At 42.2% G+C, this 24,659-nt stretch carries 24 protein-coding genes; 18 read left to right on the top strand and 6 right to left on the bottom strand.

All coding sequences use genetic code 11. The annotated features are described in order from the left end of the window. Positions 1 to 4 precede the first annotated feature (4 nt). Entirely contained in the window at positions 5 to 1,009 is a 1,005-nt protein-coding gene (locus HMPREF9625_RS05015; RefSeq protein WP_009535903.1) for an SPFH domain-containing protein, read from the bottom strand. Positions 1,010 to 1,087: 78 nt separating this feature from the next. Then, positions 1,088 to 1,396, bottom strand: a complete 309-nt coding sequence (locus HMPREF9625_RS05010; protein WP_009537946.1) for a hypothetical protein — start codon at positions 1,394 to 1,396, stop codon at positions 1,088 to 1,090. Between the two features lie 345 nt (positions 1,397 to 1,741). Between HMPREF9625_RS05010 and HMPREF9625_RS05005 the strand changes: the two genes are divergently transcribed. From HMPREF9625_RS05005 to tig, 5 genes are all read left to right on the top strand, one after another. Further along, positions 1,742 to 2,674 carry an alpha/beta fold hydrolase gene (locus tag HMPREF9625_RS05005; RefSeq protein WP_009537943.1) on the top strand — a complete coding sequence of 311 codons (933 nt, stop codon included), beginning with the start codon at positions 1,742 to 1,744 and terminating at the stop codon, positions 2,672 to 2,674. Continuing rightward, the gene (locus HMPREF9625_RS05000; protein WP_009535900.1) at positions 2,675 to 3,013 is read left to right on the top strand and encodes a DUF3783 domain-containing protein; all 339 of its coding nucleotides are present in this window, start codon (positions 2,675 to 2,677) and stop codon (positions 3,011 to 3,013) included. Between the two features lie 73 nt (positions 3,014 to 3,086). Continuing rightward, positions 3,087 to 3,815 (top strand): signal peptidase I, encoded by a 729-nt coding sequence (gene lepB / locus HMPREF9625_RS04995; protein ID WP_009535899.1) that lies wholly within the window; start codon positions 3,087 to 3,089, stop codon positions 3,813 to 3,815. A 185-nt stretch (positions 3,816 to 4,000) separates the two neighbouring features. Then, a complete protein-coding gene (locus tag HMPREF9625_RS04990) occupies positions 4,001 to 5,392 on the top strand; it encodes an aminopeptidase (RefSeq protein ID WP_009535898.1) in 1,392 nt (463 codons plus the stop codon). Positions 5,393 to 5,495: 103 nt separating this feature from the next. Next, positions 5,496 to 6,779 (top strand): trigger factor, encoded by a 1,284-nt coding sequence (tig, locus tag HMPREF9625_RS04985; RefSeq protein WP_009535897.1) that lies wholly within the window; start codon positions 5,496 to 5,498, stop codon positions 6,777 to 6,779. Between the two features lie 157 nt (positions 6,780 to 6,936). On the opposite strand, the gene HMPREF9625_RS04980 is transcribed toward tig, so the two are convergent. Then, positions 6,937 to 8,967, bottom strand: coding sequence for a leucine-rich repeat domain-containing protein (locus HMPREF9625_RS04980; RefSeq protein ID WP_009535896.1), 2,031 nt, complete (start codon positions 8,965 to 8,967; stop codon positions 6,937 to 6,939). A gap of 274 nt (positions 8,968 to 9,241) precedes the next feature. Here HMPREF9625_RS04980 and HMPREF9625_RS04975 point away from each other — a divergent pair, with 274 nt between their 5' ends. Next, positions 9,242 to 9,595 (top strand): Spx/MgsR family RNA polymerase-binding regulatory protein, encoded by a 354-nt coding sequence (locus tag HMPREF9625_RS04975; RefSeq protein WP_009535895.1) that lies wholly within the window; start codon positions 9,242 to 9,244, stop codon positions 9,593 to 9,595. A 108-nt stretch (positions 9,596 to 9,703) separates the two neighbouring features. After that, positions 9,704 to 10,300: a hypothetical protein gene (locus HMPREF9625_RS04970; protein ID WP_009535894.1), complete on the top strand. Its 597-nt coding sequence runs from the start codon at positions 9,704 to 9,706 to the stop codon at positions 10,298 to 10,300. 126 nt (positions 10,301 to 10,426) lie between these two features. Here the strand turns inward: HMPREF9625_RS04970 and HMPREF9625_RS04965 are convergent, their stop codons facing one another. Together HMPREF9625_RS04965 and HMPREF9625_RS04960 are read right to left on the bottom strand one after the other, a co-directional pair. Next, positions 10,427 to 11,422, bottom strand: a complete 996-nt coding sequence (locus tag HMPREF9625_RS04965; protein WP_009535893.1) for a helix-turn-helix domain-containing protein — start codon at positions 11,420 to 11,422, stop codon at positions 10,427 to 10,429. A 325-nt stretch (positions 11,423 to 11,747) separates the two neighbouring features. Continuing rightward, entirely contained in the window at positions 11,748 to 12,635 is an 888-nt protein-coding gene (locus HMPREF9625_RS04960) for a hypothetical protein (protein WP_009535892.1), read from the bottom strand. A gap of 292 nt (positions 12,636 to 12,927) precedes the next feature. Between HMPREF9625_RS04960 and HMPREF9625_RS04955 the strand changes: the two genes are divergently transcribed. The 11 genes from HMPREF9625_RS04955 to HMPREF9625_RS04910 all read left to right on the top strand — a co-directional run bounded on the left by HMPREF9625_RS04955 (position 12,928) and on the right by HMPREF9625_RS04910 (position 23,253). After that, complete coding sequence (locus HMPREF9625_RS04955; RefSeq protein WP_009535891.1) at positions 12,928 to 14,172, top strand: MFS transporter; 1,245 nt, start codon at positions 12,928 to 12,930, stop codon at positions 14,170 to 14,172. Positions 14,173 to 14,390: 218 nt separating this feature from the next. Next, a complete protein-coding gene (locus HMPREF9625_RS04950) occupies positions 14,391 to 15,524 on the top strand; it encodes a transglutaminase-like domain-containing protein (protein WP_009535890.1) in 1,134 nt (377 codons plus the stop codon). Between the two features lie 326 nt (positions 15,525 to 15,850). Further along, entirely contained in the window at positions 15,851 to 17,209 is a 1,359-nt protein-coding gene (locus tag HMPREF9625_RS04945) for an ATP-binding protein (protein WP_009535889.1), read from the top strand. A 38-nt stretch (positions 17,210 to 17,247) separates the two neighbouring features. Next, complete coding sequence (locus HMPREF9625_RS04940; protein WP_009537944.1) at positions 17,248 to 17,454, top strand: hypothetical protein; 207 nt, start codon at positions 17,248 to 17,250, stop codon at positions 17,452 to 17,454. A 13-nt stretch (positions 17,455 to 17,467) separates the two neighbouring features. Beyond that, entirely contained in the window at positions 17,468 to 17,935 is a 468-nt protein-coding gene (locus tag HMPREF9625_RS04935) for a low molecular weight protein-tyrosine-phosphatase (RefSeq protein ID WP_009535888.1), read from the top strand. Between the two features lie 121 nt (positions 17,936 to 18,056). Beyond that, a complete protein-coding gene (locus HMPREF9625_RS04930; protein WP_009535887.1) occupies positions 18,057 to 18,707 on the top strand; it encodes a cysteine hydrolase family protein in 651 nt (216 codons plus the stop codon). A 268-nt stretch (positions 18,708 to 18,975) separates the two neighbouring features. Next, complete coding sequence (locus tag HMPREF9625_RS04925) at positions 18,976 to 19,794, top strand: amino acid ABC transporter substrate-binding protein (RefSeq protein WP_009535886.1); 819 nt, start codon at positions 18,976 to 18,978, stop codon at positions 19,792 to 19,794. A 157-nt stretch (positions 19,795 to 19,951) separates the two neighbouring features. Beyond that, entirely contained in the window at positions 19,952 to 20,602 is a 651-nt protein-coding gene (locus tag HMPREF9625_RS04920; RefSeq protein WP_009535885.1) for an amino acid ABC transporter permease, read from the top strand. 206 nt (positions 20,603 to 20,808) lie between these two features. Next, positions 20,809 to 21,591: an amino acid ABC transporter ATP-binding protein gene (locus tag HMPREF9625_RS04915; protein ID WP_009535884.1), complete on the top strand. Its 783-nt coding sequence runs from the start codon at positions 20,809 to 20,811 to the stop codon at positions 21,589 to 21,591. Between the two features lie 446 nt (positions 21,592 to 22,037). Continuing rightward, on the top strand, positions 22,038 to 22,259 hold the full coding sequence (locus HMPREF9625_RS11480) for a hypothetical protein (RefSeq protein WP_016361589.1): 222 nt from the start codon (positions 22,038 to 22,040) through the stop codon (positions 22,257 to 22,259). A gap of 67 nt (positions 22,260 to 22,326) precedes the next feature. Next, positions 22,327 to 23,253 carry an AI-2E family transporter gene (locus tag HMPREF9625_RS04910; protein ID WP_242826666.1) on the top strand — a complete coding sequence of 309 codons (927 nt, stop codon included), beginning with the start codon at positions 22,327 to 22,329 and terminating at the stop codon, positions 23,251 to 23,253. A gap of 27 nt (positions 23,254 to 23,280) precedes the next feature. On the opposite strand, the gene HMPREF9625_RS04905 is transcribed toward HMPREF9625_RS04910, so the two are convergent. Then, positions 23,281 to 24,606 (bottom strand): adenylyltransferase/cytidyltransferase family protein, encoded by a 1,326-nt coding sequence (locus HMPREF9625_RS04905; protein WP_009535882.1) that lies wholly within the window; start codon positions 24,604 to 24,606, stop codon positions 23,281 to 23,283. Positions 24,607 to 24,659 lie beyond the last annotated feature (53 nt).

Below are 24,659 nucleotides of genomic sequence, written 5' to 3'. Positions count from 1 at the left end.
TATTTTAGCCCTCATCTCGAATTTCATCGCGATAAGTTGCAACTGTATTTCCTTCGGTTGTATTTTGCACAGAAGAAGGAAGCTCTTCCTTTCCATCAAAGGGACTGCTGCTTTCTCTTAAAGCACTAACTAAACCGCTCATGTTCTGTAAGTCGGAGGGAATAATAATCTTTGTGGATCGACCGTTGGAAACCTTGGTAAAAGCTTCTAAAGCACGAATTCGAAGCACTGCCTCATCTGCACGCGCTTCACGGAGTAAACGAATCCCTTCCGCTTCCGCTCTTTGTACATCCAAAATAGCCTGTGCTTTACCTTCCGCCTCTCGGATTTCCTTTTCCTTCTGTGCCTCGGCAGCAAGAATGGTTTTCTGCTTATCGGCTTCCGCATTTAAGATAGCGGCCTGCTTATTACCTTCTGCAGTAAGGACCGCAGACTGCTTCTTTGCCTCTGCCAGAGTAATGGACTCTCTTTTTTCACGCTCCGCCTTCATCTGCTTCTCCATGGCTTCACGGATTGCATCGGGAGGAAGGATGTTCTTTAACTCTACGCGGTTTACCTTAATTCCCCAGGGATCTGTTGCCACATCCAGTAAGGAACGCATCTGGGTATTGATTTCATCACGGGAGGTCAGAGTGGTATCCAAGTCCATAGAACCGATAATATTACGAAGCGTAGTAGCGGTTAAGTTTTCAATCGCAGCGATGGGATTTTCCACACCGTAGGCATAGAGCTTCGGATCGGTAATTACAAAGAAGACAACGGAGTCAATCCGCATCGTGACATTATCCTTTGTGATAACAGGCTGGGGCGGGAAATCGGCTACTTGCTCCTTTAAGTTAATGCGCTTTGCGATTCTGTCCATAAAGGGAATCAGGATATGAACACCCGGTCTCCATACGGAATGGAAGCTTCCAAGACGTTCTACAACCATGGCACATGCCTCGGGCACGATACGGATAGTAGAGAGAAAAACAATCAGTAATACGACTAAAAAAACAATAATTGGCATAATTTCTATCCTTTCTGTTATTTCCGTATTCCTCCGTAAACTTGTCGAAGTGAAGAATACCGCTGTTTTTAAACTTTTTTACTTTTTCCTTTGAGTATTGTTTGGCCTTTGGTTTATAAAAGCACTGTGAAAAGCATCCGCGGCTATACCGTTCATACCGGACACTTTCGCTTTTTGCGACAAGGCTCCGGACGTCTGATGCAATACAGGGGACGGGCTTTTTGCCATAGGATTTACCCGGGCAGAAATGACAGGAGATTTTTTCTCCGCAGTTCTGTTCAGATAGGTTGTTTTACGTCCATTTCCATGATATTCACAAAAGTCATCCGGCAGGGAATGGGAACGATTGATATAGACATGATCATCCAAGACCCAAGGCTCTTTCACGAATTTTCTGCACAGCGGGCAGAATCGATTTGTCAATGTTGAATCACATATAGGACAAATGAGCATGGAACCTCCTCTCTATAATGAATGATAAAAAACTCCTTTTCTATGATAACATGATTCTTCCAATAATAAAATAAATAGAATCATGGGACTTTTTAAACAGAAAGATAGGGGGAATTTCAAAACTTCGGAAGGGAAAAACCTTCCTAAAATATTATGAAAATGTAGTGCTAAACCTTAAGGGGAGTAGCCTTTCCTTTTCTTGAAAGACGTCCTGCAATCTGCTACTATGAAACAGGAAATAGGGAAAGATTCCTGTAGTAGGATCAGGAAAGGAAGACAGTGGAAAAACGAGTATGGTATCGAAGTGCCAGTAACGGCCTTGGCAAAATATATGAAACCCTCTGGCAGAATGAAAAGATGCAAGACAAAAAAGGCATAGTTTGTGTTATACATGGAATGCAGGGACATTCAGAATTGTATAATTACCTTTTTAAGGCTTTGGCGGAGGAAGGGTATGTAGTCTGTGCACAGGATATTCAGGGGCACGGGAGAAGCGCAAGTATTCCCGGATATTTTGGAGATAACGATGGATTTCCTGCCATTCTTCATGATTTACACAGGATGCTGATTCAGGTAAAAAGATGGTTTCCCAACTTACCGCTTTTTTTCTTCGGGCACTCGATGGGCTCTTTTATAGCAAGAGATTATGCTGCAGAGTATACGGGAGAAGTCAATGGTTTAATTCTTTCCGGTACAGCCGGGCCAAGTCCTCTTCTACATGGGTCAAAAGGCTATTTGGAGTTACAGAAAGCAATGCGGGGCGGAAAGGCGGACGGCAGTTCGGAAGGACGCCTGATGGCTAAGTACTTTTGTCGGGGGCTTCACAATCCGGAAAGCTTAGGGGATTGGATCTGCACAAAAGCGGAAGTAATACGCCGGAAAATAGATGATCCGCTTACGGTAGGATTTTCCCTTGGGGCATACAGAGATTTGATAGAAGAATTAATTAAGGTGAACCGTATTTCGGAAATTTTAAAGCTGAAGGATATCCCTATTTTCTTTGTCTCAGGAGGAGCAGATCCTGTGGGAGAGTATGGGAAGGGCCCTGCTTATCTTTACGGCATTTTAAAAGAGGCCGGAAATAAAAACTTGCAGCTTCGTATTTATCCGGGACTACGTCACGAAGTCTTAAATGAAGATGTAAGAGAAGAAATTATAGAGAGAATCATTCGTTTCTTAGAAGAAAATAATGAAAAAAAGAAAGTAGGATAAATGGAGAAGAAAATACTCTATATAAATAAAAAAGATGCCGATAAACTAAGGGGGCTTAGAAATCTGGCTCTTATTCGTAAAATAAAGATTTTGACGGCGGCCGAGGAGGAGTTAAGTACACTTCCGGAGGAAGCTGAGCTTCTAAAATTTATCGGCTTCAGCAGCCAGGAGGTGGGGAGTTTCCTGCAGGATTTGAGAAAGCTGGGAATCAGAGTAGACTTAAAGTGCATGGAAACGGAAAACAACAGGAACTGGAGCCTTGCAGAGCTTTATAAGGAGTTACAGGAAGAGCATGAATATATGACAAAAGGACAACAGAGACGAGCGGAAGAATCATAATCCCATGTTTTACTTTTTGTCTGAATTTTTTTGAGAAGGATTTATAAAAGCAACAATAGAGAGGAAAAGGAAAATGATAGAAGTACAGAATAAGAAGCGGAGCAGCAGAAAAAGACCGCAGAGCTTTATACGAGAGCTTTTCGAATGGATTAAAATTATCCTTGTGGCGGGGATTGCCGCATTTTTATTGAATAACTTCGTCATCGCCAATTCCACTATTCCTACAGGATCCATGGAAAATACCATTATGGCAGGGAGCCGGGTCTTTGGCTCTCGTTTGGTGTATCGCTTCGGAGAAGTAAAGCGAAACGATATCGCTATTTTCCTTTATGGCTATAAATGTAGAAATGACGGACAAACCTATAGAGAGACGGATCGCGGAACCTGCCCTCTTTGCGGTAGGGAAGATAAGCGGAATCAGCCGATTTATTATGTAAAACGAGTTATCGGTATGCCGGGGGATCATATTGAAATTAAGAAAACCGGTGAAGTGGATGCAAGCTATATTACAAAATTAAATGTACGGTCTGCTTCCGGAAAGATTCCTGTAGGAACGGTCTATGTAAATGGGGAAGAGATAAAGGAAAATTATCTTCCGGAGCCTATGATTGTAGATGGTAATCAATTCCCGGAGATTGATGTGACTGTGCCGGATAACTATTATTTTATGATGGGAGATAACCGAAATAACTCCGCGGATGCGCGCTTCTGGGGAGAAAATCAATTTGTAAAAAGAGAGAAGATGCTGGCAAAGGTCTATATCTGCTATTGGCCATTGAATCGTTTTGGAATGGTAAAGTAGAAAATGTTTTGAAATAGCACTTTCTTGCTCTTTAAGAAAAGCTTGGAAGTTTTCACATTTAGAACACAAGAAGAAGCTAGGATAAAACAAGTTTTTTGTTCCTATAGCAGTGTTACAATGGTAAAATGCTTTTGAATAAATCCAACTTGCTGGGAAGTAATTCATTTTAAAGGAGGGAATGTTTTATGGGAAAGACAGAAGGACAAAAATTGGAAGAAAAGTTGTTTTTCAAGCCAAAGCATATTGCAAAGGACAACCCGAAAGATATAGAGAAGGCTATGGAATTTGCAGAGGGCTATAAAACTTTTTTGGATCATTCCAAAATAGAGAGAGAATGTGTCAGCTACAGTGTAGCTTTAGCGGAGAAGGCAGGGTATAAGCCCTTTAGCCGTGGCATAAAGACAAAGACGGGAGATAAGTTCTATTACGTAAACAGAGGAAAGAATCTTTATCTTGTGACCATCGGAAAGAAGCCCCTGAATGAAGGAATTCATTTCAATATTGCGCATATCGATTCCCCGAGAATCGACTTAAAGCCGAATCCGCTCTATGAGACAGAGGAGCTGGCATACTTTAAGACCCACTATTATGGAGGAATCAAGAAGTACCAGTGGACTACCATTCCCCTTGCCCTTCACGGCAGAATCATGCTTGCTGACGGAAAGGCAATCGATGTGGATTTCGGAGAGAAGCCCGGCGATCCTGTACTGGTGATTACCGACCTTTTGCCGCATTTAGGAAGAGCACAGGGCGAGAGAAAACTGAACGAGGGTATTAAGGGAGAAGAGCTGAATATCCTTTTGGGATCCCTTCCGGTAGACGATAAGGAAGTGAAGGAAGCTTTTAAGCTGAGGGTTTTATCCATTTTGCACGATAAGTACGGCATTACCGAGAAAGACTTTATGCGTTCCGAGTTAACTCTTGTGCCTGCACAGAAGGCGGTTGACGTAGGTTTGGACAGCTCTATGGTCGGTGCTTACGGACAGGATGATAAGGTTTGTGCTTATACAGCACTTATGGCAGAATTTGATTGCAAAAAGCCGGAGTATACTTCTTTAACTGCACTGGTAGATAAGGAAGAAATCGGATCCACCGGTAATACGGGAATGGAGTCTGACGCTTTACTGCATTTTGTAGAAGATCTTGCAGAGTGCGAGGGAGAAAGAGTAAGAGACATTCTTCGGAATTCTATTTGCCTTTCCTCCGATGTAAATGCAGCCTATGATCCGACATTCCCGGATGTGTATGAGAAACAGAATTCCTCATTTTTCAACCATGGACCGGTGCTTACCAAATATACCGGTGTAAGAGGAAAAGGCGGTTCCAACGATGCATCTGCAGAGACCATGCAGAAGGTTATCGGCTACATGGAGGATGCCGGTGTAGCTTGGCAGATTGGCGAACTTGGTAAGGTGGACGAAGGCGGCGGAGGAACGATTGCTATGTTTATGGGCAATATGGATGTGGATACCGTAGACTTAGGTGTGGCGGTACTCTCCATGCATGCGCCTTTTGAACTTACAGCAAAGCTGGACGTTTACTATACCTATAAAGCATTTTTGGCATTCAACAGATAAAGCGCGGTTTTGGACCGGGAGAAAATCAGAGCAGGAGAAGAGACGAGAGGAAAATATAGGATTTTCCTCTCTCCTTTTTCAAAAAAATAGAGTAAGGAGTATTATGAGAAAAAAGAAGATTTTTGCCGTAGCAGCGATTATGGCTATGGCGGTATTTGCAGCAGCTTGTGGAAAGAAGGCGGAGGACAGCACTAAGGCTAGCACTGCGTCCGAATCTGAAATTTCAGAAACGGATAAGGCGAGTCCGTCCACTTTAACAGAGGACAGTCCGGAGATTAAGGAACTGGAGAGTATGACTGTCCCGGAAGAGCCGAAGGTTTCCGAGATGGGCAAGATTACTCTTCCGGATCTTAGCACCATTTCTGTTACGGTGGCACCCATGGAGAACGTTACTCAGGAAGAAGTGGACAATGCCATCAATCAGACTTTGGAAGAGAATCTGACCACCGTTGACGAAGCAGCCAAGGAAGGTGATACGGTTAATATTGACTACAGCGGTTCTATTGACGGTGTAAAGTTTGACGGCGGAACGGCGGAAAAGCAGGACTTGAAGCTTGGTTCCGGACGTTTTATTCCGGGCTTTGAAGATCAGCTCATCGGTAAAAAAGCAGGAGAAAAGGTAACTGTTAAGGTTACATTTCCGAAAGAGTACGGAAATACCGATTTGGCAGGAAAGGATGCGGAATTCGAGGTTACGGTCAATGCAGTAAAGCGTCAGGCGGAGCTCACGGATGAATGGGTAAAGAACTATGCAGGTACTACCGCAGAGACAGTAGAGAGCTATCGTGATCAGGTCAGAGAACAGCTGCAGAACAGAAAAGAATTTGCTTATCACTCTGAGATTCAGGATCAGGCAATTCAGCAGATTTCCGACAAGACAGAAGTAGAGCTTTCCAAGAAATTCTTGGAGTATGCAAAGGCATATATCCTCAATGCACAGTTAAACCAGTACAAGCAATACGGCATGAGTGCAGCCGACGTCATCAATATGTCCGGCAAGACTGTAGAGCAGTTTAAAGAAGATGCCTATGCAAATGCGGAAGCCTATGCAAAGCAGCTTTTCATTATGAGAAAGCTTGCTGATGAACAGAATATTCGTGCTACAGATGCACTTTTGGATAGCCTTGCCGAGGCAGAGTCTTCTCTTACTGGGGAAGAGACCAACCGTATCAAGTTAATAGAGCAGTATGGTAAGGAGCTTGTAGAAGAGGCAGCCATCCGAAATGCGGTAATGGAATATGTCGAGTCCAAGATTAAAGTGACAGAACAGGAAGTGCCTTATGAGACACAGATGGATATCGGAAAAGATGCCGGAAACAGCACGAAGGAAACAACGGCAAGTACTTCAGAAGCGGCAAGTACAGAGACGGAAACGAAGAAGAACTAACATAGAATTAAAGAACAAAGTTTAAAGAAATAATAATCAAGCGCACGCTTTGCAAGAGATGTCCATCAAAAAGCTCCTTTAGTTGAATTTTACTAAAGGAGCTTTTTCATTCATATCTTTACATCCGCATTTCAATTTGGACATTTCAGTCCGCTACTTAGTCCAAGCTTGCAACAACCTCTATGTTATCCGGTATCATCTCTGCATTCACTACGGGATTTCCGGAGAGCTTTACTTTCTTTAAGTTCGGGAAATTTCGGAGGGCGGAGACATCAGAGATGTAATTTTCCGAAATATCCAACTCTTCGAGAGTCGTAAGGCCCTCTATGCAATCCAGGTTCTCCAGTGTATTTCCGGAAATGTACAGTCTTTTCAGAGCTTTAAAATGGGAGAGATAGGCCTTCGCGTTGGGATAGAAATTCCTTGTTTCATCATCCAAATTTTGGATTTTTGCAAGGGAAAGATTTAAGACTTGAACCGTATAATCGTCCTCCAGTTTGCTTAGAGAAAGAGGAAGAAGAGGCTTATCCGCCGTGATGCTGTCGTCTTCGAGCAGAAAATACAGTTCCTTTACACCGAGATTGGAAAGAGAACTGCTGTAGTCTTGGTAACTGTCCATGGGAGTTCCGCGGAAAGTAACTTTTTGTAGGGAAGGAAGCTCCCGTAAAGCCGGCCCTAAAGAAGGCAGTACCTCTCCTATAATGCCGTTTCCGACAATCACTAAATCACTTAGGCTATTCATACCGCGTAGGAAGTCTCCCTCATATTCCTGTGCATTATTATGGATAGTTAAACTCTTAAGAGATGGCATACCGGAGATTTTATCCAAGTCATTACAATAATCCTCCGCATTTTCCAAAGCGGATAAGCCGTGTAAATCCGGAATCTCATAATTATGGTAAGCAAAGCCCAAAGTCTGTAAAGAAGTAAGGCTCGACAGAGCATCGGCATTTTTCAGATTACTACAGTCTAGGTAAAGGCTGTTTAAAGAACTTATATTACTAAGCCCGTCCAATGAAAGAATCGGAAGACTTACGAGATGGAGCGACTTTAGCTTCGGCATATTTTGCGCGAACTGTAAATCTTTAAAATTCGGAATATTGGAAATTCCCAAATTCTCAATCTGCGGCATACCGGATAGAACACTAAGATTTCCTACAGACTGCGAATAGGGTCCGTTTATAAATAAGCTTTTACAACTGCTTAAAGAGGAGAGTGGAGAGAGGTCCAGAGGCTCATCTCTACCACTTTCTACTCTTAAAGCTAAGTATTCCAGATTCGGAAAATAGCTAAGAACACTGATTCCCGGCTCGAAATCCGAGTCTACCGATACGGAAAGCTCTTGTAAAGAGGAGAAGGATTTGTAAATATCTGTAATATCCTTCGCCTTGGAGTCATCATAACTGTAGACTGACTCGTCACAAAAACTGACGCCGGAAAGACCGAGGATTTTCTCGGGATATAGAAGTGTTCTTTCCATTTCGCCAAAAGTACTATATTCTGTAGAAAAAAATTGCAGATTAGGGAGACAACGCAGATCATTGGCATTGTCATCATCATAGGAATAACGAAAACCGGAGCCGATGGAAAGAGAAACCAAACCGGTGAAAGGCTGCAGATCCTCTTCATCCAGATAATCCGCTCCGGGAAGATAGGCAGTATGTTCCTCGACCGGCTTTCCGGAATCGTCCACGGAAGTGGAATAAGAGAAAAACCATTTATCCACTCCGTCAGAAGGATCCTTCTTCTTCCGGATAGCAAGGTACTGTAAAGAAGCATAGTCCTTCGCCGTAATTTTTGACAACGGCTTGGAAAAGGCCTTTTCGGAAAAGCTTTTCATCACATCCGCTTTCGGAGACGTTCGGTAGCTTTCCTTACTGCTGACGCTTCCGGGAGAACGAAAACGAAGAAGGGGAAGGATAATTACAAACAGAAAAGCAGTGGAAAGAATGCCGAGAGCGGCGACAATCGCAATTACATTGAGCTCCTTCGAGTTATTACGCACGGTGGCACCGGGCTTATTGTAATTCACTTCCTTTATATTAAAATTCTGGGTGATGTTCGGCTTGTACGGCTCGATATATACCTTGGTATTACAAAATTTACAGCTGACAAAGCCTTCCTTCATTCCCTCCGGAATATCAAGTTGGCCATGGCAATTGGGGCACTCTATTTTTGTGACAGTCATAGTTTATCCTCTTTATCTTATTTGTCTTGATTTTATTAAAAACAACCATCTAAGTTTACAATATTAATAAGGATATATTCAAGGGTAAGGGATAAGATGGATGGAACTTTTATAAGAGTCCGATTGATTGTGGAATTTACCAAGATAGGGTAAAATGCTTCTGTTTAGAATGAGTATCGAGTTATCATGCAAAAAGCTTGCGATATCTCTAACGTATAAACTTTGTCAATTCCCGAAGTCAGTCAATAGTTCATTTCAATTGAAAGGAGAAAATATGAATATACTTATCGGCTATGACCGTTGTTCAACTTGTAAGAAGGCGGAGGATTTTTTAAAGGCAGAGGGAGTTTCTTTTCAGAAGCGCCCGATAAAGGAAGAGAAATTAAGCGCAAAGGAAATTCACGAAATTCGGGAGCGCTCCGGACTTCCTCTAAAGCGTTTTTTCAATACCAGCGGACTGGTATATAAAGCTATGGAGCTAAAGGATAAACTCCCGTCTATGACAGAAGAGGAGCAGGAGGCACTTCTTGCGACAGACGGTATGCTTGTGAAAAGACCGATCTTTTTGTATGGAGAGAAAGTCCTTGTGGGTTTTAAAGAGAAGGAGTGGAGAGAAGCAATGAAGTAAACTCTGCTTTAATAGAGATTTTTTGGATGATTCGGCAAATATTGGAGAGGAAAAAGGGGCTTTGCGGTTTTTTGTGAGTTTTTTAAGGCCGGCCTTTAAAAGTTAAAGATGAAAAGGAATACCTACCAGGATGAAAATGGAAATTGTCATTGGGAAATCACTCATGATTCTCCCAATCCTATTTCGGCTTTGTTTGTTTTGCTGCTTTTCGCGGGACTTTTTTCCTTCTTCTACGCACACGTGGGATGGGACAGCAGCATTTGGTTTATCTTTGCACTACTTCTCCTTTGCAGTTTTGTTGCTCTTCGGGAGCTTTATAAGTTTTTCTTCCAATCCTATCTTGTGGAAGCCGTATTTTATGAAGAGGAAATAGTGCTACACTATCGAAAAGGAGAAAGCCGGAGTATTCCCTATACGGGAATCGGCTTCATAGATTTTCAGCTACACGACGGAACCGGGAGCAGAATCCATTTTTATCCTCATTTTACTTTCTATAAGAAAAACAGTACCTCCAAGATTCTGGACTCGATTTATAAAGGGGAGTATCTACTGTTTACAGGAGAGCTGTCTTCTTTCGAGGATTATCTTAGAATCAAAAACTGCTTAGCGGAAAAAGAAAAGCATTTCTTTGAGCCAAGGGAGACCGAGGAGTGCTTTAAGAGGAACAGACTGACAAGAAAAGCACGGAGGGATGCGGGGGTATAGCTTAAATTTAAGCATGCCGAATTCCAATAAGGGATAATCGAAAAGATAAAAATAAGATGATTTAAAGAAAAAACTAGTTCGGACACAAAAAAGAGTGGGGGCTTTTGTACCCACTCTTTTAAGATTTTAAATCTTCGTTCTAAAGGAATTAACAATGCCGCATACTGCACCGTAGCCCACTCCAGCGACAGGCCACACAATCCAGCTGATGTCCCAGCGCCGGGTAATAAAGCTATATCCCAGATAGATAGCCGTTACCGAGCACCAGTATATTTGCCCTACGGTTTCATTTTTATGCTCATCCATCTTTTTCTCCCTTCTATACTCTCCCTGCTCTAAAAGCATGTTCATGGAATCCCAAATAATATTCGTTCTGACAATCAGAAAGACGCCGACTCCCACAAAAAGCAGGAGGAAGGGCACCGCAAGAGCGGTATGGAGATCATCTTCTCCGTAGAGAATCATACTGACGAAGATGGGACTTACGGCAATGATGCAAAGAAAAATACCTAAAATCATCTGAGAAGTATACGTTCCCTGGAAACGGGATTTTTTCTCCTGCACCATACCATTTACCCCGTAAGCGGTATTCAGAAGCTCTTTTTCCATATAGTGAAAACGCCCCCCTTCAATAGAACTCTTGATAAATAAGGCTACCCCGACTCCTACCAGAAGGAAGAGAAAGAGCACCCCGATACCGACTGCTTTTCCCTCGGAGAGGGGAATACGGGCACTTTCCTGAAGGGTAGCTAAAGCAATCAATAGGGTAGGGGAAAGGATACAAAGCAATACCCCTAAGGCAATTTGAGAAGCGGCCTGATTCTTGTACGCGAGAAAGGCATTGGCCTCCTCCATGGAAACGGGAACTTCTTTAAAGGAAGAGTCTGTATCAACCTTTGGGGCTTCTCCCGGGATGTCCAGCTCTATCTCATCCTTTAAGAGATAATCCGTGCTTACGGAAAAAACCTCGGATAACTTCAAAATCTTATTCATATCCGGAATGGACTGGGCGCCTTCCCACTTGGAAATAGACTGCCTGCTGACATCCAGCTTCTCTGCGAGGTCCTCCTGAGACCAGCCGTTTTTCTTTCTTAATTCAATAATCTTGTCTGCAAGTATCATACTCTACTCCTTTTATGATGCTGTATTCGAGCCGATGCACTTTCTTCTTCATAACTTTATGGAGCCTGCCCTTTTGTGTCGAGCGCATTCTATAAGATAGGAAAGAATGTTTGCTTTGGAAAATGCTTTTGCTCACTCCGTCTTTACGTCTCTCATACTATCGGAAAATCCGGTTGCAGGGAAGAAATCGGGCTTGTCAATTTGACAACCGAGAGTTGCAAAGCCTTGATTTTAGGGCAAAAACGATGTCTTCGTAGAAAAATGGCCGGACTTTGCTACTCCGAGACGATTATAGTATTGCCTTTACTATTCCAAGACGATTCTATTATTGTATTTGCTTTTCCAAAAAGGAGAGAGCCTCACTGTAGCTCAGAGCGGAACTTTCTTTTTTCTCTTCTCCTCCAAAGTTACTAATCAAACTTTTCGGATTTTTTTCCTCAATTCTTTTTTTAAAGGCGTAGTAGTCCGTCTTTTCTACAGGCTTATCATATAGGATGAATTCTTCATCGGAACGCTGCGGAGAAGTGGCATCATTTTCAAAACTCTTTTCCGGATCATAGCTATAGCTTGCCTGCTTGTCCCACTCCAAAGGGAAGCTGCTTGACGCGGAAAGAAGGTAAAGCACTTCCGTGTCCCTCGCATCGAATTCGCTTTGCTCGATATATAGACGCTTATTTTTTTCTGTCAGGAAAATATCGTAAACAGCGCCGCCACCCACCTGATAATCCAGATTTTCCTTCTTCGCAATTTCCACAGGCTTTCCGTCTTGGAAGCTGTAAATGTGAAGGTTTGCATGGATGGCATTTCCCTCCTCATCGTATTGGCTTCCGTCTATAAAGAGAAGCTCCGGCGTACTGTCTCCGTAAACATCGGTAATGGCAATTCCCTTTGTTTCCATCTTTAAATGTCTTCCCACGGGATTTTCTTCGTAAATTTGCCAGGTATAGGATTCAATGTCTTTTTGCTTTTCTTTTAAGAGCGTTAAATAGGAAGCATAAACTGCTTTGAGATCGTTTTCGGAAGATGAGTTATCAGAACTTGTTTCTGCTTCTTTTTGATCTTTTTCTCTATCGGATTTTATTGTTTTACCCTCTGTTTCTGAAATGGATCGACTATTTTTCTCCACGGATGCAATATTTCCTCTCCACTGCATAACAAGATAAACGACGGCTAAAAAAGCGAGGCTAATGATGGTGGATTTATGGATTTTCATGATTTTTCCTTTCCTTATTTTCTTTATACAGTATCACAAAGCAGAGAAAAGATATAGAAAGTGCTATTTTCATATTCTTACGATTTTATTTTATCCTTATTATCACAATATTGAATTATAATTCTTAATGAGTATCGCTCGCGGAGAGGGCGGTATCTTGTTTTACTCATAATGCGATTGTGAGAAAAGGACTGTTTTATATTCATTAAAGCATATATAGTAGAGTAAGGATAAGGGATAAGCCCCTTATCCTAAGAAACACGAAGTTACTATATCATTTGCTGAGGGAAATATGACAACAACAAAACTCTGGAATCGAAATTTCAGCTTGGTGATTCTTGCGTCTACGATGGGTACAATCGGGGGAATTGCAGGAGGTTTTGCGCTGGCATTCCTGGTTTTCGATGAAACCGGGAGCACTTTGGCATCCGCTCTGATTCTCGCAATACAGCTTCTTCCCTTCCTGTTTATTCCTATCGTCATTGCGCCTATTATGGATCGACTTCCGAGAAAGACTTTTCTGGTCATGGGAGATGTTGCAAATTCCTTTTTGATTTTCGGCATGGGACTATGGTTCTTATTTTTTGACTTTTCCTACATCGGGTATCTCGCGCTGTCTTTGCTTCTGGCCTGTCTCGGATCGATAGACGAGTTGGCCTTCACCAGTATTTATCCGGAGCTTATCCCGAAAGGCGCGGAGCAAAAGGGTTACGCGGTGTCTTCTATGCTTTATCCGGTTTTAACGGTGATTATGACCCCGTTTGCCGCAGTGCTTTTGGACACGTTCGGTGTGGCATGGATTCTGATTGCGCAGGGTGGACTATCGCTTCTTGCCGCTATCACGGAGAGTTTTATTCGTCTGGATGAAACGGAACGGCATGATTCTGCGACCTATTCTCTTCAGGCATGGGTCTCGGACATACGGGAGGCGGTACAGTATTTAAAGAAAGAACGCGGTCTTTTGGGGCTTTATGAATATATGGCGGTGAGCAATGGTGTTGACACCGGATTTTCTCCCCTTCTCATCGCTTTTTTCCGTACTTTTCCGGGCTTCACGGCGGCAATGTATGCCGCATTTTCCGTGGTGGAGTTTATAGGAAGGTCCATCGGCAGTGCATTACAATATCGAATTAAAATTCCGGATAAGAAGAAGTTCGGTTTCGTGTTTTTTGTCTATCAAACATATTCCGCGATGGACATGTGTTTGCTCTGGCTTCCTTATCCTTTGATGCTTTTAAACAGAGGAATTTGCGGCTTTCTCGGGAGTAACAGCGCCATCATAAGAGATGCAGCCGTACAGAGGTATATTCCGGAAAGACTCCGGTCTCGGGTCAATGCTTTCCAGGGGGTTCTGGTTACAGCCGGCTGCAGTGCATTTTCTTTGGTGATGGGCTTTCTCGGAGAGATTCTGGATTATCGGTGGTGCATTACGATTGGCGGAACGTTCACCTTACTGGCCGGTTTTGTTCTGATTTTGGGAAAGCAAAAAGCGCTTCGCAGGATTTATGAGCCGGAGGAAGAAAGGAGCCTATCTTAACCATGAAAATTCCTTTTGAACTGCTTAGCGGGATTATCCTGATAGATTTTACAATTTTTGGAGGTTCATCATCCTATCTCTTCGAGAAAGATTTTTTTGATTTATGTGGATTTAAAATAAATAGCTATTTTTATAGAAATAATCAATTTCTATCTCGGTCACCATAGGCGTATACTTTCCCCGTTACAGTTTAAAAAGAGTGGCTTAAGGAGGAAAAAATGAAAAAAAGCTTAAATTTGGTGTTGCTCTTGGGAACAGTAGGAATGCTGATGGCTGCCTGCGGAAATAAAGCAGCAAGTAATGTTGAGAGTAGTGCAAAGGGAACGGAGCAGAGCACGGAATCTGTTGCTGCGACAGAGAAGAGCTCTGAGAAGGAGACGGAAAAGGCGGAGGCTTCCGAAAAGAAGGTGGTAGAGGGAGCAGTGAATAATACCGTAGACTTATCCAAGTATGAAAAGGGAAAGAAGGTTCGTCTTTGGATTCCTGTGCCACATAGCAATGAGTATCAGACTGTTGAGGACGTAAAGTATGATGCCGGAAATGCTAAGGCGGAAATGAACACGGACGACTGGGGCAATCAGATGCTCTATGTGGAATGGGATGAAAATGCCGAGCCTGCCGATAGAGTGGTAAAGCTGGATTTACAGGTAAAGAGAGAAGAAATCATTAGCCCTGAATTAAAGGAAGATGAAAAGGCGGAGCTTCCTGAGGATGTGAAGAAGTATCTGGAGCCTTCCAAGAATCTCCCCTTAAATGATCAGGTGAAGAACAAGGCCGCAGAAGTTACCGAAGGAAAAACTACGGATTTAGAGAAGGCAAGAGCCATCTATGACTGGGTTATTGCCAATATGAACCGTGATGAGAGTGTAAAAGGCTGCGGAGAGGGAGACGTTTGTGCTCTTCTGGATACCACCATGACCGGAAAATGTACCGATATTAACTCCATGTTTGTAGCCCTTTGCCGTGCATCCGGAATTCCTGCTAGAGAGCATTTCGGAATCCGTATCAATGCGGAGGATATTACCAAGAATCAGCACTGCTGGGCAGAGTTTTATTTAAAGGGAACCGGTTGGGTTTCCGCAGATCCCGCCGATGTGTTGAAGGCTGTTTTAAAGAATAATTGGACAAAGGATCAGACAGAAACCAAGGAGAAGCAGGAATACTACTTTGGCAACTGCGATGCAGAGCGTATGATTTTGTCTGATGGAAGAGATCTTAGCTTGAATCCTGCGCAGGATGGAGAGGCTTTAAATGATTTCGGTTATCCTTACGCAGAGGTTGACGGAGTAAAGCTTGATAACTACACTCCGGATCAGTTTGTTTATACCTACAGCTTTATGAAGAAGGCTTAATCGGAAAAGAAGAATACTTTGCAGTAACTATTCTGCATTACCATTTACCTACGAGAAGAGCACTTTGCGTGATGCAGGGTGCTTTTTTCGTGTCTCTTTGTATCTCCTATAGTATAAGGGGTGAAAGTCCCTAATCTGCCATGATAGTGGCAAGGGTATAGATGAAGATAACTGCGCATAATCATAAAATTATAAAATATTATACTTGCGTATAATCAAAAATTCCAATATAATGTGCGTATAATCAAAGAAATACCATATATAAACACTGCGCATAATCAAAAAGTCCACCCAATGAGGTAGATTGTAACTGCGAGGAGAATCGGATGATTTTAAAAAGAAAAATCTATAGCAAATTATTGGAGTGGAAAAATGGCTGCGGTGGAACAAAAGCGATAATGCTGGAGGGCGCCAGGCGTATTGGCAAATCTACAATTGTTGAAGAATTTGCAAAGAAAGAATATGAATCATATATTCTTATAGATTTTGCAAAGAAGGATAAGGTTGTAGAAGAATACTTTAGTCAATACTTGAACAAGCTTGATGATTTATTTATGCTGCTTAGTACCTACTATGGGGTTAATCTTGTTACAAGAAAATCTGTGCTGATTTTTGATGAAGTACAGATGTTTCCACAAGCAAGAGCCGCAATAAAGTATCTTGTTGCTGACGGTAGATACGATTATATAGAAACCGGTTCATTGATATCCATCAAGGAAAATGTTAAGGATATTGTAATACCCTCAGAGGAGAGAAGCATTACCATGTATCCGCTTGATTTTGAGGAATTTGCCTGGGCGCTGGGAGAAGAACAGCTTTTAAATTATATAAAAAGATGTTTTGAAAAGCGGGAGCCTTTGGAAAGAGGTATGCATAATAATGCAATGATGCTTTTTAAGCAGTATATGCTAGTGGGTGGCATGCCAAAACCGCTTATCATTTACATTGAAAATAAAAAAAACTTCAGTTTAGTGGATGCTGAAAAACGGGATATTTTGAAATTGTATCGTAATGATATTATGAAGATTAAGGCACAGTATCGTGGCAAAGTTTTGGCGATTTTTGATCAAATTCCGGGATTATTGTCACAGCATGAGAAACGTGTCGTATTCAAAAATATACAGGAAGGCAGTTATGCGGATCGATATAGTGAAACTTTTTTTTGGCTGTCTGATTCTATGATTTCAAACGAGTGTTTTTTGTGTAATGATCCCAATGTTGGCCTCTCAATCAATGAAGAACGAACTTATGTAAAGTGCTATATGGGGGATACAGGACTTTTGCTCAGTCATGCATTTGATGAAAACGAGTTGTTAGAGAGTGAGGTATATGCACAGATTCTAAATGATAAACTATCTATTAATGAGGGAATGTTATATGAAAATGTCATAGTGCAGATGCTTGTGGCAAATGGACATAAATTGTACTTTTATACTCATTATTCACTTGAAAAACACCGTAATGATATAGAAATTGATTTCATTATATCCAATAACAGTAAGTTGAAATATAAAATGTATCCTATAGAGGTAAAGTCAGGGAAAAAGTATTCTATAGCTTCTCTCAATAGATTTAATGAAAAATATAAAGCAAGAATAGGGGAGAGTTATATTATTCACCCAAGAAATCTGGTCATGAAAGATGGAATAGTGTGTATACCGGCGTATATGACCTTCTGTTTATAAAAGTCAAATAAGTTACGCTCCGACAATTATTAAGAAATATGGCAAAGAAGTTTTTGAAATCACAGACAATTATACTAAGTGCAGAATTTCCTATAATAAAAAATGTATTGGAGATGAGCAGGCAAAGTGTCGGTACAAATGTCGGTATAAATAAAACAGAAAAAGCTGTACTGGAAATATTGATCAGTAATCCGGAAAAAACGGCTGAGGAGATGACTATAGAAATAGAATCCACGGCATTTTAGGAGGGAAAACACTATGCAAAAAATCTGTTTCGTCTGCCACGGTAATATTTGCCGTAGTCCCATGGCGGAATATCTATTTAAAAGAATCTTGGAGGAAAATGGAAGAACAGAAGATTTTCAAGTATCTTCCAAAGCCACTTCTTCGGAAGAAATTTATCACGGGCAGGGGAATCCCGTCTATCCTCCGGTGCGGGAAATCCTGGAGGAACTGGGAATAGACTGTAGTAAAAAAAGAGCCTGCCAATTACAGAAAGAAGACTACGAAAAATATGATTATTTTATCGGGATGGATGAGCGGAATCGGGAGAACATGAAACGCATTTTCGGAGGAGATTCGAAAAGAAAAGTTTCTCTTCTTGGGGATTATACCGACCATCCTCATCCTATTGCAGACCCTTGGTACAGTGGAGAATTCCAAGCCTGCTATGAAGATATTGTAGAGGGCTGTGAGGGATTTTGGAAAAAAGTAAAAATGGAGTAATATAGAAAAAGAAAAGCGCCGGAAATGCGCAAGAGAAAATGCAAAAGAAAATCGCAAAACACGCAAAAGAAAATCGCACTGGAATAGCATAATGGAAAAGCACAACGGAGGAGGCATTCAAATGGAAAACAATCAAAATAATAATGAGAAGCAGGGGAAAGGCAAGCATTACCTTATTGTAGTGGATATGCAAAAGGACTTTATTGACGGTTCTCTCGGTACGGAAGAAGCGCAGGGGATTGTAGAAAAAGTAAAAGAGAAGATTCTTTCCTATCCGAAGGAAATGGTCTATGCCACCTTGGATACGCATGGAGAGGACTATCTATCCACGCAGGAGGGGAAAATGCTTCCCGTGCCGCACTGTATAAAAGGGACCGAAGGCTGGGGGCTGCATCCGGCACTGAAAGAACTCATTCTTCCGGATCATTTCTTTGAAAAGGGAAGCTTCGGAAGCCTTCAATTAGCGGAATCTATGCGAACTCTTTTTACAAAGCAAGTGATAGAAGAAGCAACTATGGCAAAAAATACAGGGAATATAAAGGATACTGTAGAGATACGCGGGGATGCAGAGATTGGCGCTTACCCTGATTTCACAATAGAGCTTGTCGGTCTATGCACGGATATTTGTGTGGTATCGAATGCCCTTTTATTGAAGGCATTTCTTCCGGAGATTCCTATTTCCGTGGACAGTAGTTGCTGTGCGGGTGTGACAAAAGAGAAGCATTTGGCAGCGCTGGAAACCCTACGCTCTTGTCAGGTAGAGGTATTATAGTGTAGAAAATATAGAAAAGAGAACTTTCGGGTTTCCTACTGTGGAAGAATTGCAGCAGAGAAAAGACCGAAAGTTTTTTCTTGACAGCAATACTTTAGTGTAGTAATGTGTTATCACGCTAAATAAACAAAGGAAATAGTTTTTAACGGAATGAAGTGCAAAAACTATAAAACAGGGCAAAGAAAAAAATTACAACAAGTAAAAACCGGTAAACCAACAAAACAGCAACAAAGTAGCATCAAAACAGTATTTAAGGGAGGAGTAGAAGATGACGATGTGGAGAAAGATGATGGAAAAAGGAAAATGGACGAGCGTACTGGTATTGGGAGTCTTGGCTTTAACAACTTTGGCTCTGACCGCCTGCGGTGGCAAAAAGGCGGAACAGGCGAGCAGTTTTACGGTAGGATTTGATCAGGAGTTTCCGCCCATGGGATTTGTGGCGGAGGACGGAAGTTACACCGGTTATGATTTGGAACTGGCGGAAGAAGTGGCGAAGCGCCTGAACCTAAAGTTTGTGGCGAAACCGATTAACTGGGACGGAAAGGATCTGGAGCTGAACTCCGGAAATATTGACTGCATCTGGAACGGCTTCAGTATGAACGGCAGAGAAGAGAACTATACTTTTGTCGGCCCTTACATGGCAAACAAGCAGGTTTTTGTGGTAAAAGCGGACAGCAATATCAGCACTCTTTCAGACTTGGCCGGAAAAACGGTTGAAGTGCAGAAGGATTCTTCGGGCTTAGAGGCGTTAAGTCGTGAGGAAAATAAGAGCTTGAAGGACAGCTTTTCCTCTTTGGTTGAGGTGGGAGACTACCAAAGCGCCATGATGGATTTGGAAACCGGCGCCTGTGATGCCATTTGCATGGACTCCGTGGTGGCGGAGTATCAGATTAAAACGGCAAATAAGCCTTTTGTCTTGTTAAAGGATACCCTTTCCGCAGAGGAGTACGGAATCGGCTTTAAGAAAGGCAATACGGAGCTTGCTGAAAAAGTAAAGAAGACGCTTTTGGAAATGAAGGCGGACGGAACCATAGATAAAATCACGGAGAAATGGTTCGGCGCAAAGGACAGTTTTGTTTTGGAGTAAAAAGACGAGGATCCCAATTTGTCCGGTAGCCGGATTTGAATGATATATTGTAAGATACTAATTAAAAAAAGGAACGGCCTCCTCGGAAGAGGAGGCATTTTACGGGAAACGGGAGTGGTCGAAATAGGGAGATACAGGGTAAGAGGGAGGAATGCAGATGCAGTGGTATGTGATTTTATCTAAACTTTTAGGAGGACTCGGCGTGAGCCTGAGTATCTTCCTGATTACCCTTCTCTTTTCCCTTCCGCTCGGGCTTCTTCTTTCTTTCGGCAGAATGAGCCGGAATCCGATTTTACAAAATGCCACAAAGGTCTATATTTCCATCATGCGCGGAACACCGCTTATGCTCCAGCTTTTCGTGGTGTACTACGGCCCCTATTACATTTTCAAAATCCAGCTCCACCCGGGCTACCGGATGATGGCGGTCTATATCGGTTTTGTTCTAAACTATGCAGGTTATTTTGCGGAAATTTATCGCTCCGGAATCCAGGCAATGGATAAGGGACAGCTGGAAGCGGCGGAAATTCTGGGATACAGCAGAAGGCAAGCCTTCCTGCGCATCATTTTCCCGCAGGTATGGAAAAATATCCTGCCGTCTATCACGAATGAGGTAATTACGCTCGTAAAGGATACTTCACTGGCCTTTTCCATTTCGGTGATGGAAATGTTCACGACGGCGAAGGCGATTTCTTCTTCACAAAGCTCCATGCTCCCCCTCATTATGGCGGGAATACTCTACTATATCTTTAACTTTATCGTGGCTTTCCTTATGGAACGTTTCGAAAAGAAACTGGACTATTATAGTTGACTATAGTGCCAAATAGGGAAAATAGAGAAAGCTATAGGTGATAGGATGCAACGCCCTTTGTTTTAAGCGACGGTTATGAAAAATTCGGGATGGAAATGGCATCATTAGACGGCGGTAAGCGAAGAGAATAGTGCGTAATTATCGGATAGCAAGCGAAGAGAATAGTGCTTAAGCAGCAGGCGGTAAGAAAAAGGGGAACAGAAAATATGGCAATATTGGAAATGAAGGGAATAAAAAAGCGCTTTTCCGGGGAGGAAATCTTAAAGGGCATCGACCTCAGTTGCAAGGAGGGAGAGGTGCTCAGTATTATCGGCCCGTCCGGCTCCGGAAAGTCCACTCTGCTTCGGATTGCGACCTTTTTGGAGAGTGCCGACTCCGGAACGATTCTTTATGACGGAAAAACGGTTTTCCAAAGAGAAGCACAGTCTGAGTCGCTCCGGAAAGAGGGAGATTCTATAGGCTGGGATACAGCAAACAGGCAGCAGGCTAAAGCGCTTTTCGGTTTGGTGTTCCAAAACTTTAATCTTTTTCCGCATTGGACGGTTTTGGAAAATATCATCGCCCCCCTCATTCATGTGCAAAAGAAAGAAAAGACCTATGCCGTAGAAAAAGGAATGGCATTATTAGAGAGAATGGGACTTTCGGATAAGGCGGGACAATATCCCTACTCTCTTTCAGGCGGGCAGAAGCAGAGGGTGGCGATTGCCAGAGCGCTCGCCTTGGAACCGAAGATTCTCTTTTTCGATGAGCCGACCTCGGCGCTTGATCCGGAGCTGACCGGAGAGGTTTTGGAGCTCATTAGGTCCTTAAAGAATGAGCAAATGGCGATGGTCATCGTGACGCATGAGATGGGATTCGCCAGAGAGATTTCCGACAAAATTCTTTTCATGGCAGAAGGAGAAGTGCTCTGCCAAGGAACTTCAGAAGAACTCTTTAATAGTGAAAATCTCCGTTTAAAGAATTTCTTGGGAAATTTTAGAGGTGTATGAATATCGTAACTTTTTATTTTCCTTTATCGGAAAATAGGGGAATACAAAAGATAAAAAATCCCTTGGCAATGTGTAAAAGTGTAATTCTTGTGGATAAGTCAAAGATTTTTTTGGTTTTTCGAAGAAAATCGAGGGACTTATCCACATTTTTGTTATAAAAGCTAGAAATAAAGCGCATTTCAGCGAATTAAAATTTAAGTAAAAAAGAAGAACTATCTAAAGGAAATAGACAGACAGTATAAATTTCGAAACTGGAAAGCATAAATATGTAATTGTACCTCTTCTTATCAATCAGTTTTAATGCTAATATAGCCGGTGAAATAGAGGTGTAGGAGGCAGTTTAGAAACTGGTTGAAGTGGTAGTTTCCAACCTTTCGTGCACTTTTTTATCCTAAAGAGTTCCCTTAAAAAATCGGCGGGAACATACTTAATGTAGAGGTAAGGGAATGAATTGGAAAAATCTATGGAACAAAAACTATGCCTTAGTTGTTTTTTATGCTCTGGTTCTGGCGCTTTTATATCATCTTGGAGTTCGTATTTTAGATCATTTTCCGGAGCTGGGGGCGCATCTTCAAAATCTATTTCCTTGGGCATCCCAGGTTATCTCGCCCTTGCTTCTCGGCTTTGCCATTGCCTATCTTCTAAGTCCGATTTGCCATTTTTTTTGAAAGAATACTTTCGAAAAATGCGTTGCTATCCAAGAAGCAAAGCCTTTGCCAAAATATTTCCATTCTTATGACCTTTCTCTTGTTGATATTGGGAGTTGTATTTTTGGGATCTCTTCTCCTTTCCACTCTGACAAAAAGTATCCAGGTTCTGCGCTTTGAAGACCTGTTCCAAGGCATTGAAGATTTTGCCTCTACGATAGAAAAGTTTTATTCCGATCTTTACGTTAGACTGGGTAATCTGCCTATTGGGGGAGAGGATGCAAAGGAAGCGGTTCAGCTTTTGCTTCAAAAAGCGGTGGTGTTTTTTCAAAATATGGGAAACAGCGTATTTTCTTCCTTGGGAAGCTTGGCGGGAGCACTCAGTACCTTGGTTTTTGGGATTATATTTTCGCTTTATTTTCTTGCGGACGGACAAAAAATCCTTTCCTACTGGGCAAGAATTTTTCGTCTACTTTTCGGAGAAAGAAGATTGGAGAAGCTCCGTCGTTTCTTTATAGACGCAGATCGCGTATTTGCAGGCTATCTTCGCGGACAGATTATTGACGGCACAATTATGGCAGTGCTGGTCAGCGTCAGTCTTAGTGTTTTGCAGGTTCGCTATGCTGTTGTCATTGGTGTTCTGACCGGTTTTGGGAACCTGATTCCTTATGTTGGTCCTTTTATCGCCTACGGAATGACCGCTTTGGTTTGTCTTGTGTATGGAGATTTTACTAAGATTCTGCCGGCTCTTATAGCTCTTTTTGTGATTCAGACTGTGGACGGAAATGTGATAAACCCGAGACTCCTTTCTCAAAATATTGATGTGCATCCGCTTGTGGTTATTATTGCGCTCATTATAGGAGGCAGCCTGGGAGGATTCTTGGGAATCTTCCTAGCTGCCCCTGTAGCAAGTCTTATTAAACTGGAACTGGATAAATTCATGGAACGTAAGGTTTCTATGAGAAGGGAAGAGATAGCTGATATTTCGGAGGAAAAGACACAACATATGCCATAAAACCTCCTGTCTTTCCATAAAATCCTTTTAGCTGGCTCCGGCGAGCTTTTTCATATTCCTCTCCTCATAAAAATCTTCCATCACAGAACTGATTTTCATGGAAATTTCCGATTTTATGTCAGAGGCGTTCCATCCCTCTAAAATGGATTTGGAAAAGGCAAGGAGCTGATGGCGAATTCCCTCACCCTCCAAAGGATAGAAATAACGACGGTTCTCATTTGGATCTTCGAAGCGAAGTTCGAAATAGTCGGTTTTCCACCAGGGAGCCGGAACGTAGACATAGCCTTTTGTTCCTGAAATAACGAGCTCGCCCTCTGATTTTACTCCCCGCCCGACCTTGATGGAAGCGGTAGCGGCAGGGAAACTAAAGTCAATTTTAGTAAAGCTGTCATATTTCAGCTCTTCATTTTCAAATAAAGAATGAATCTGTTCCTCATAAGGGGAATTCAAGAGTTGAAAAATAGGAAGCATGGCGGTTGGTCCCCATGCACAGATACTGTTCCATGCTTTCTCGGAATTCTTGTTCTTTGAGCCTTGCATACTTGTACAGGTAGAATCAATGGAAACAACATTGCCGATTTTTCCTGATTTTACAAGAAGAATCAAGCGATTATAGGCGTTGGAGTAGGCGGTTTTTATGGCCTCCATAAGAACCAGCCCGTTTTTCTTTGCGAGTGCATAAAGCTCCGCACATTCTTTCTTGTTTAAGGCAATCGGGGATTCACAAAGAACATGCTTTCCTTTTTCCAGCGCGTGCTTTATTTCTTTATAATGACTTTGTGGATGGGAGAGGATATAGACGCAGTCGCAATCTTCTAAAAAATCATCATAATCCTTTATGGAAGCATCCGCACTCCGGCTGGAATTAAAAAGAGCGGAGACGACGATTCCGTTTACAAAGGCACTTTCCTGATAGTATTTATTGAGTATATTTTCTTCAAAGCCTCCCACCAGTCCCAGATTCAACTTTCTGTTTTCCGCGCGGATTTCACTGCTGGATATTCCGTTGGTTCTTGGGAGATATATTACTGCACAATATTCCTTTAAATAATCAAAATGGCCTTGCCAGTCTGAGCCTACGGTAAAAATCGAGACTCCATATTTTTGAATATCATCGATTTTCTGTCCTTCATATTCTTCGACAATGATTTCATCGGCAAGACCCGTATTCTTTACTGCTTCCAATCGCTCACTCAAGGACTGTTTGACATTGATTTTTCCTCTGCTTTTGTCAAAATTATCAGAGGTTACCCCCACAATGAGGTAATCTCCCATTGCCTTCGCTCTCTCTAATAGCCGAAGATGTCCCTCATGTAATAAATCATAGGTACCATAGGTGATGACTTTGGTCATAGAAGTTCCTTCTCCTTTTTGAAATATGCAGTAATCCTAAATTCATGTTTATA

The organism is Oribacterium parvum ACB1, assembly GCF_000238055.2.
Lineage (GTDB): Bacteria > Bacillota > Clostridia > Lachnospirales > Lachnospiraceae > Oribacterium > Oribacterium parvum.
Note: the sequence above shows the minus strand (reverse complement) of the source record. Positions and strands in the feature narration are given on the sequence as shown.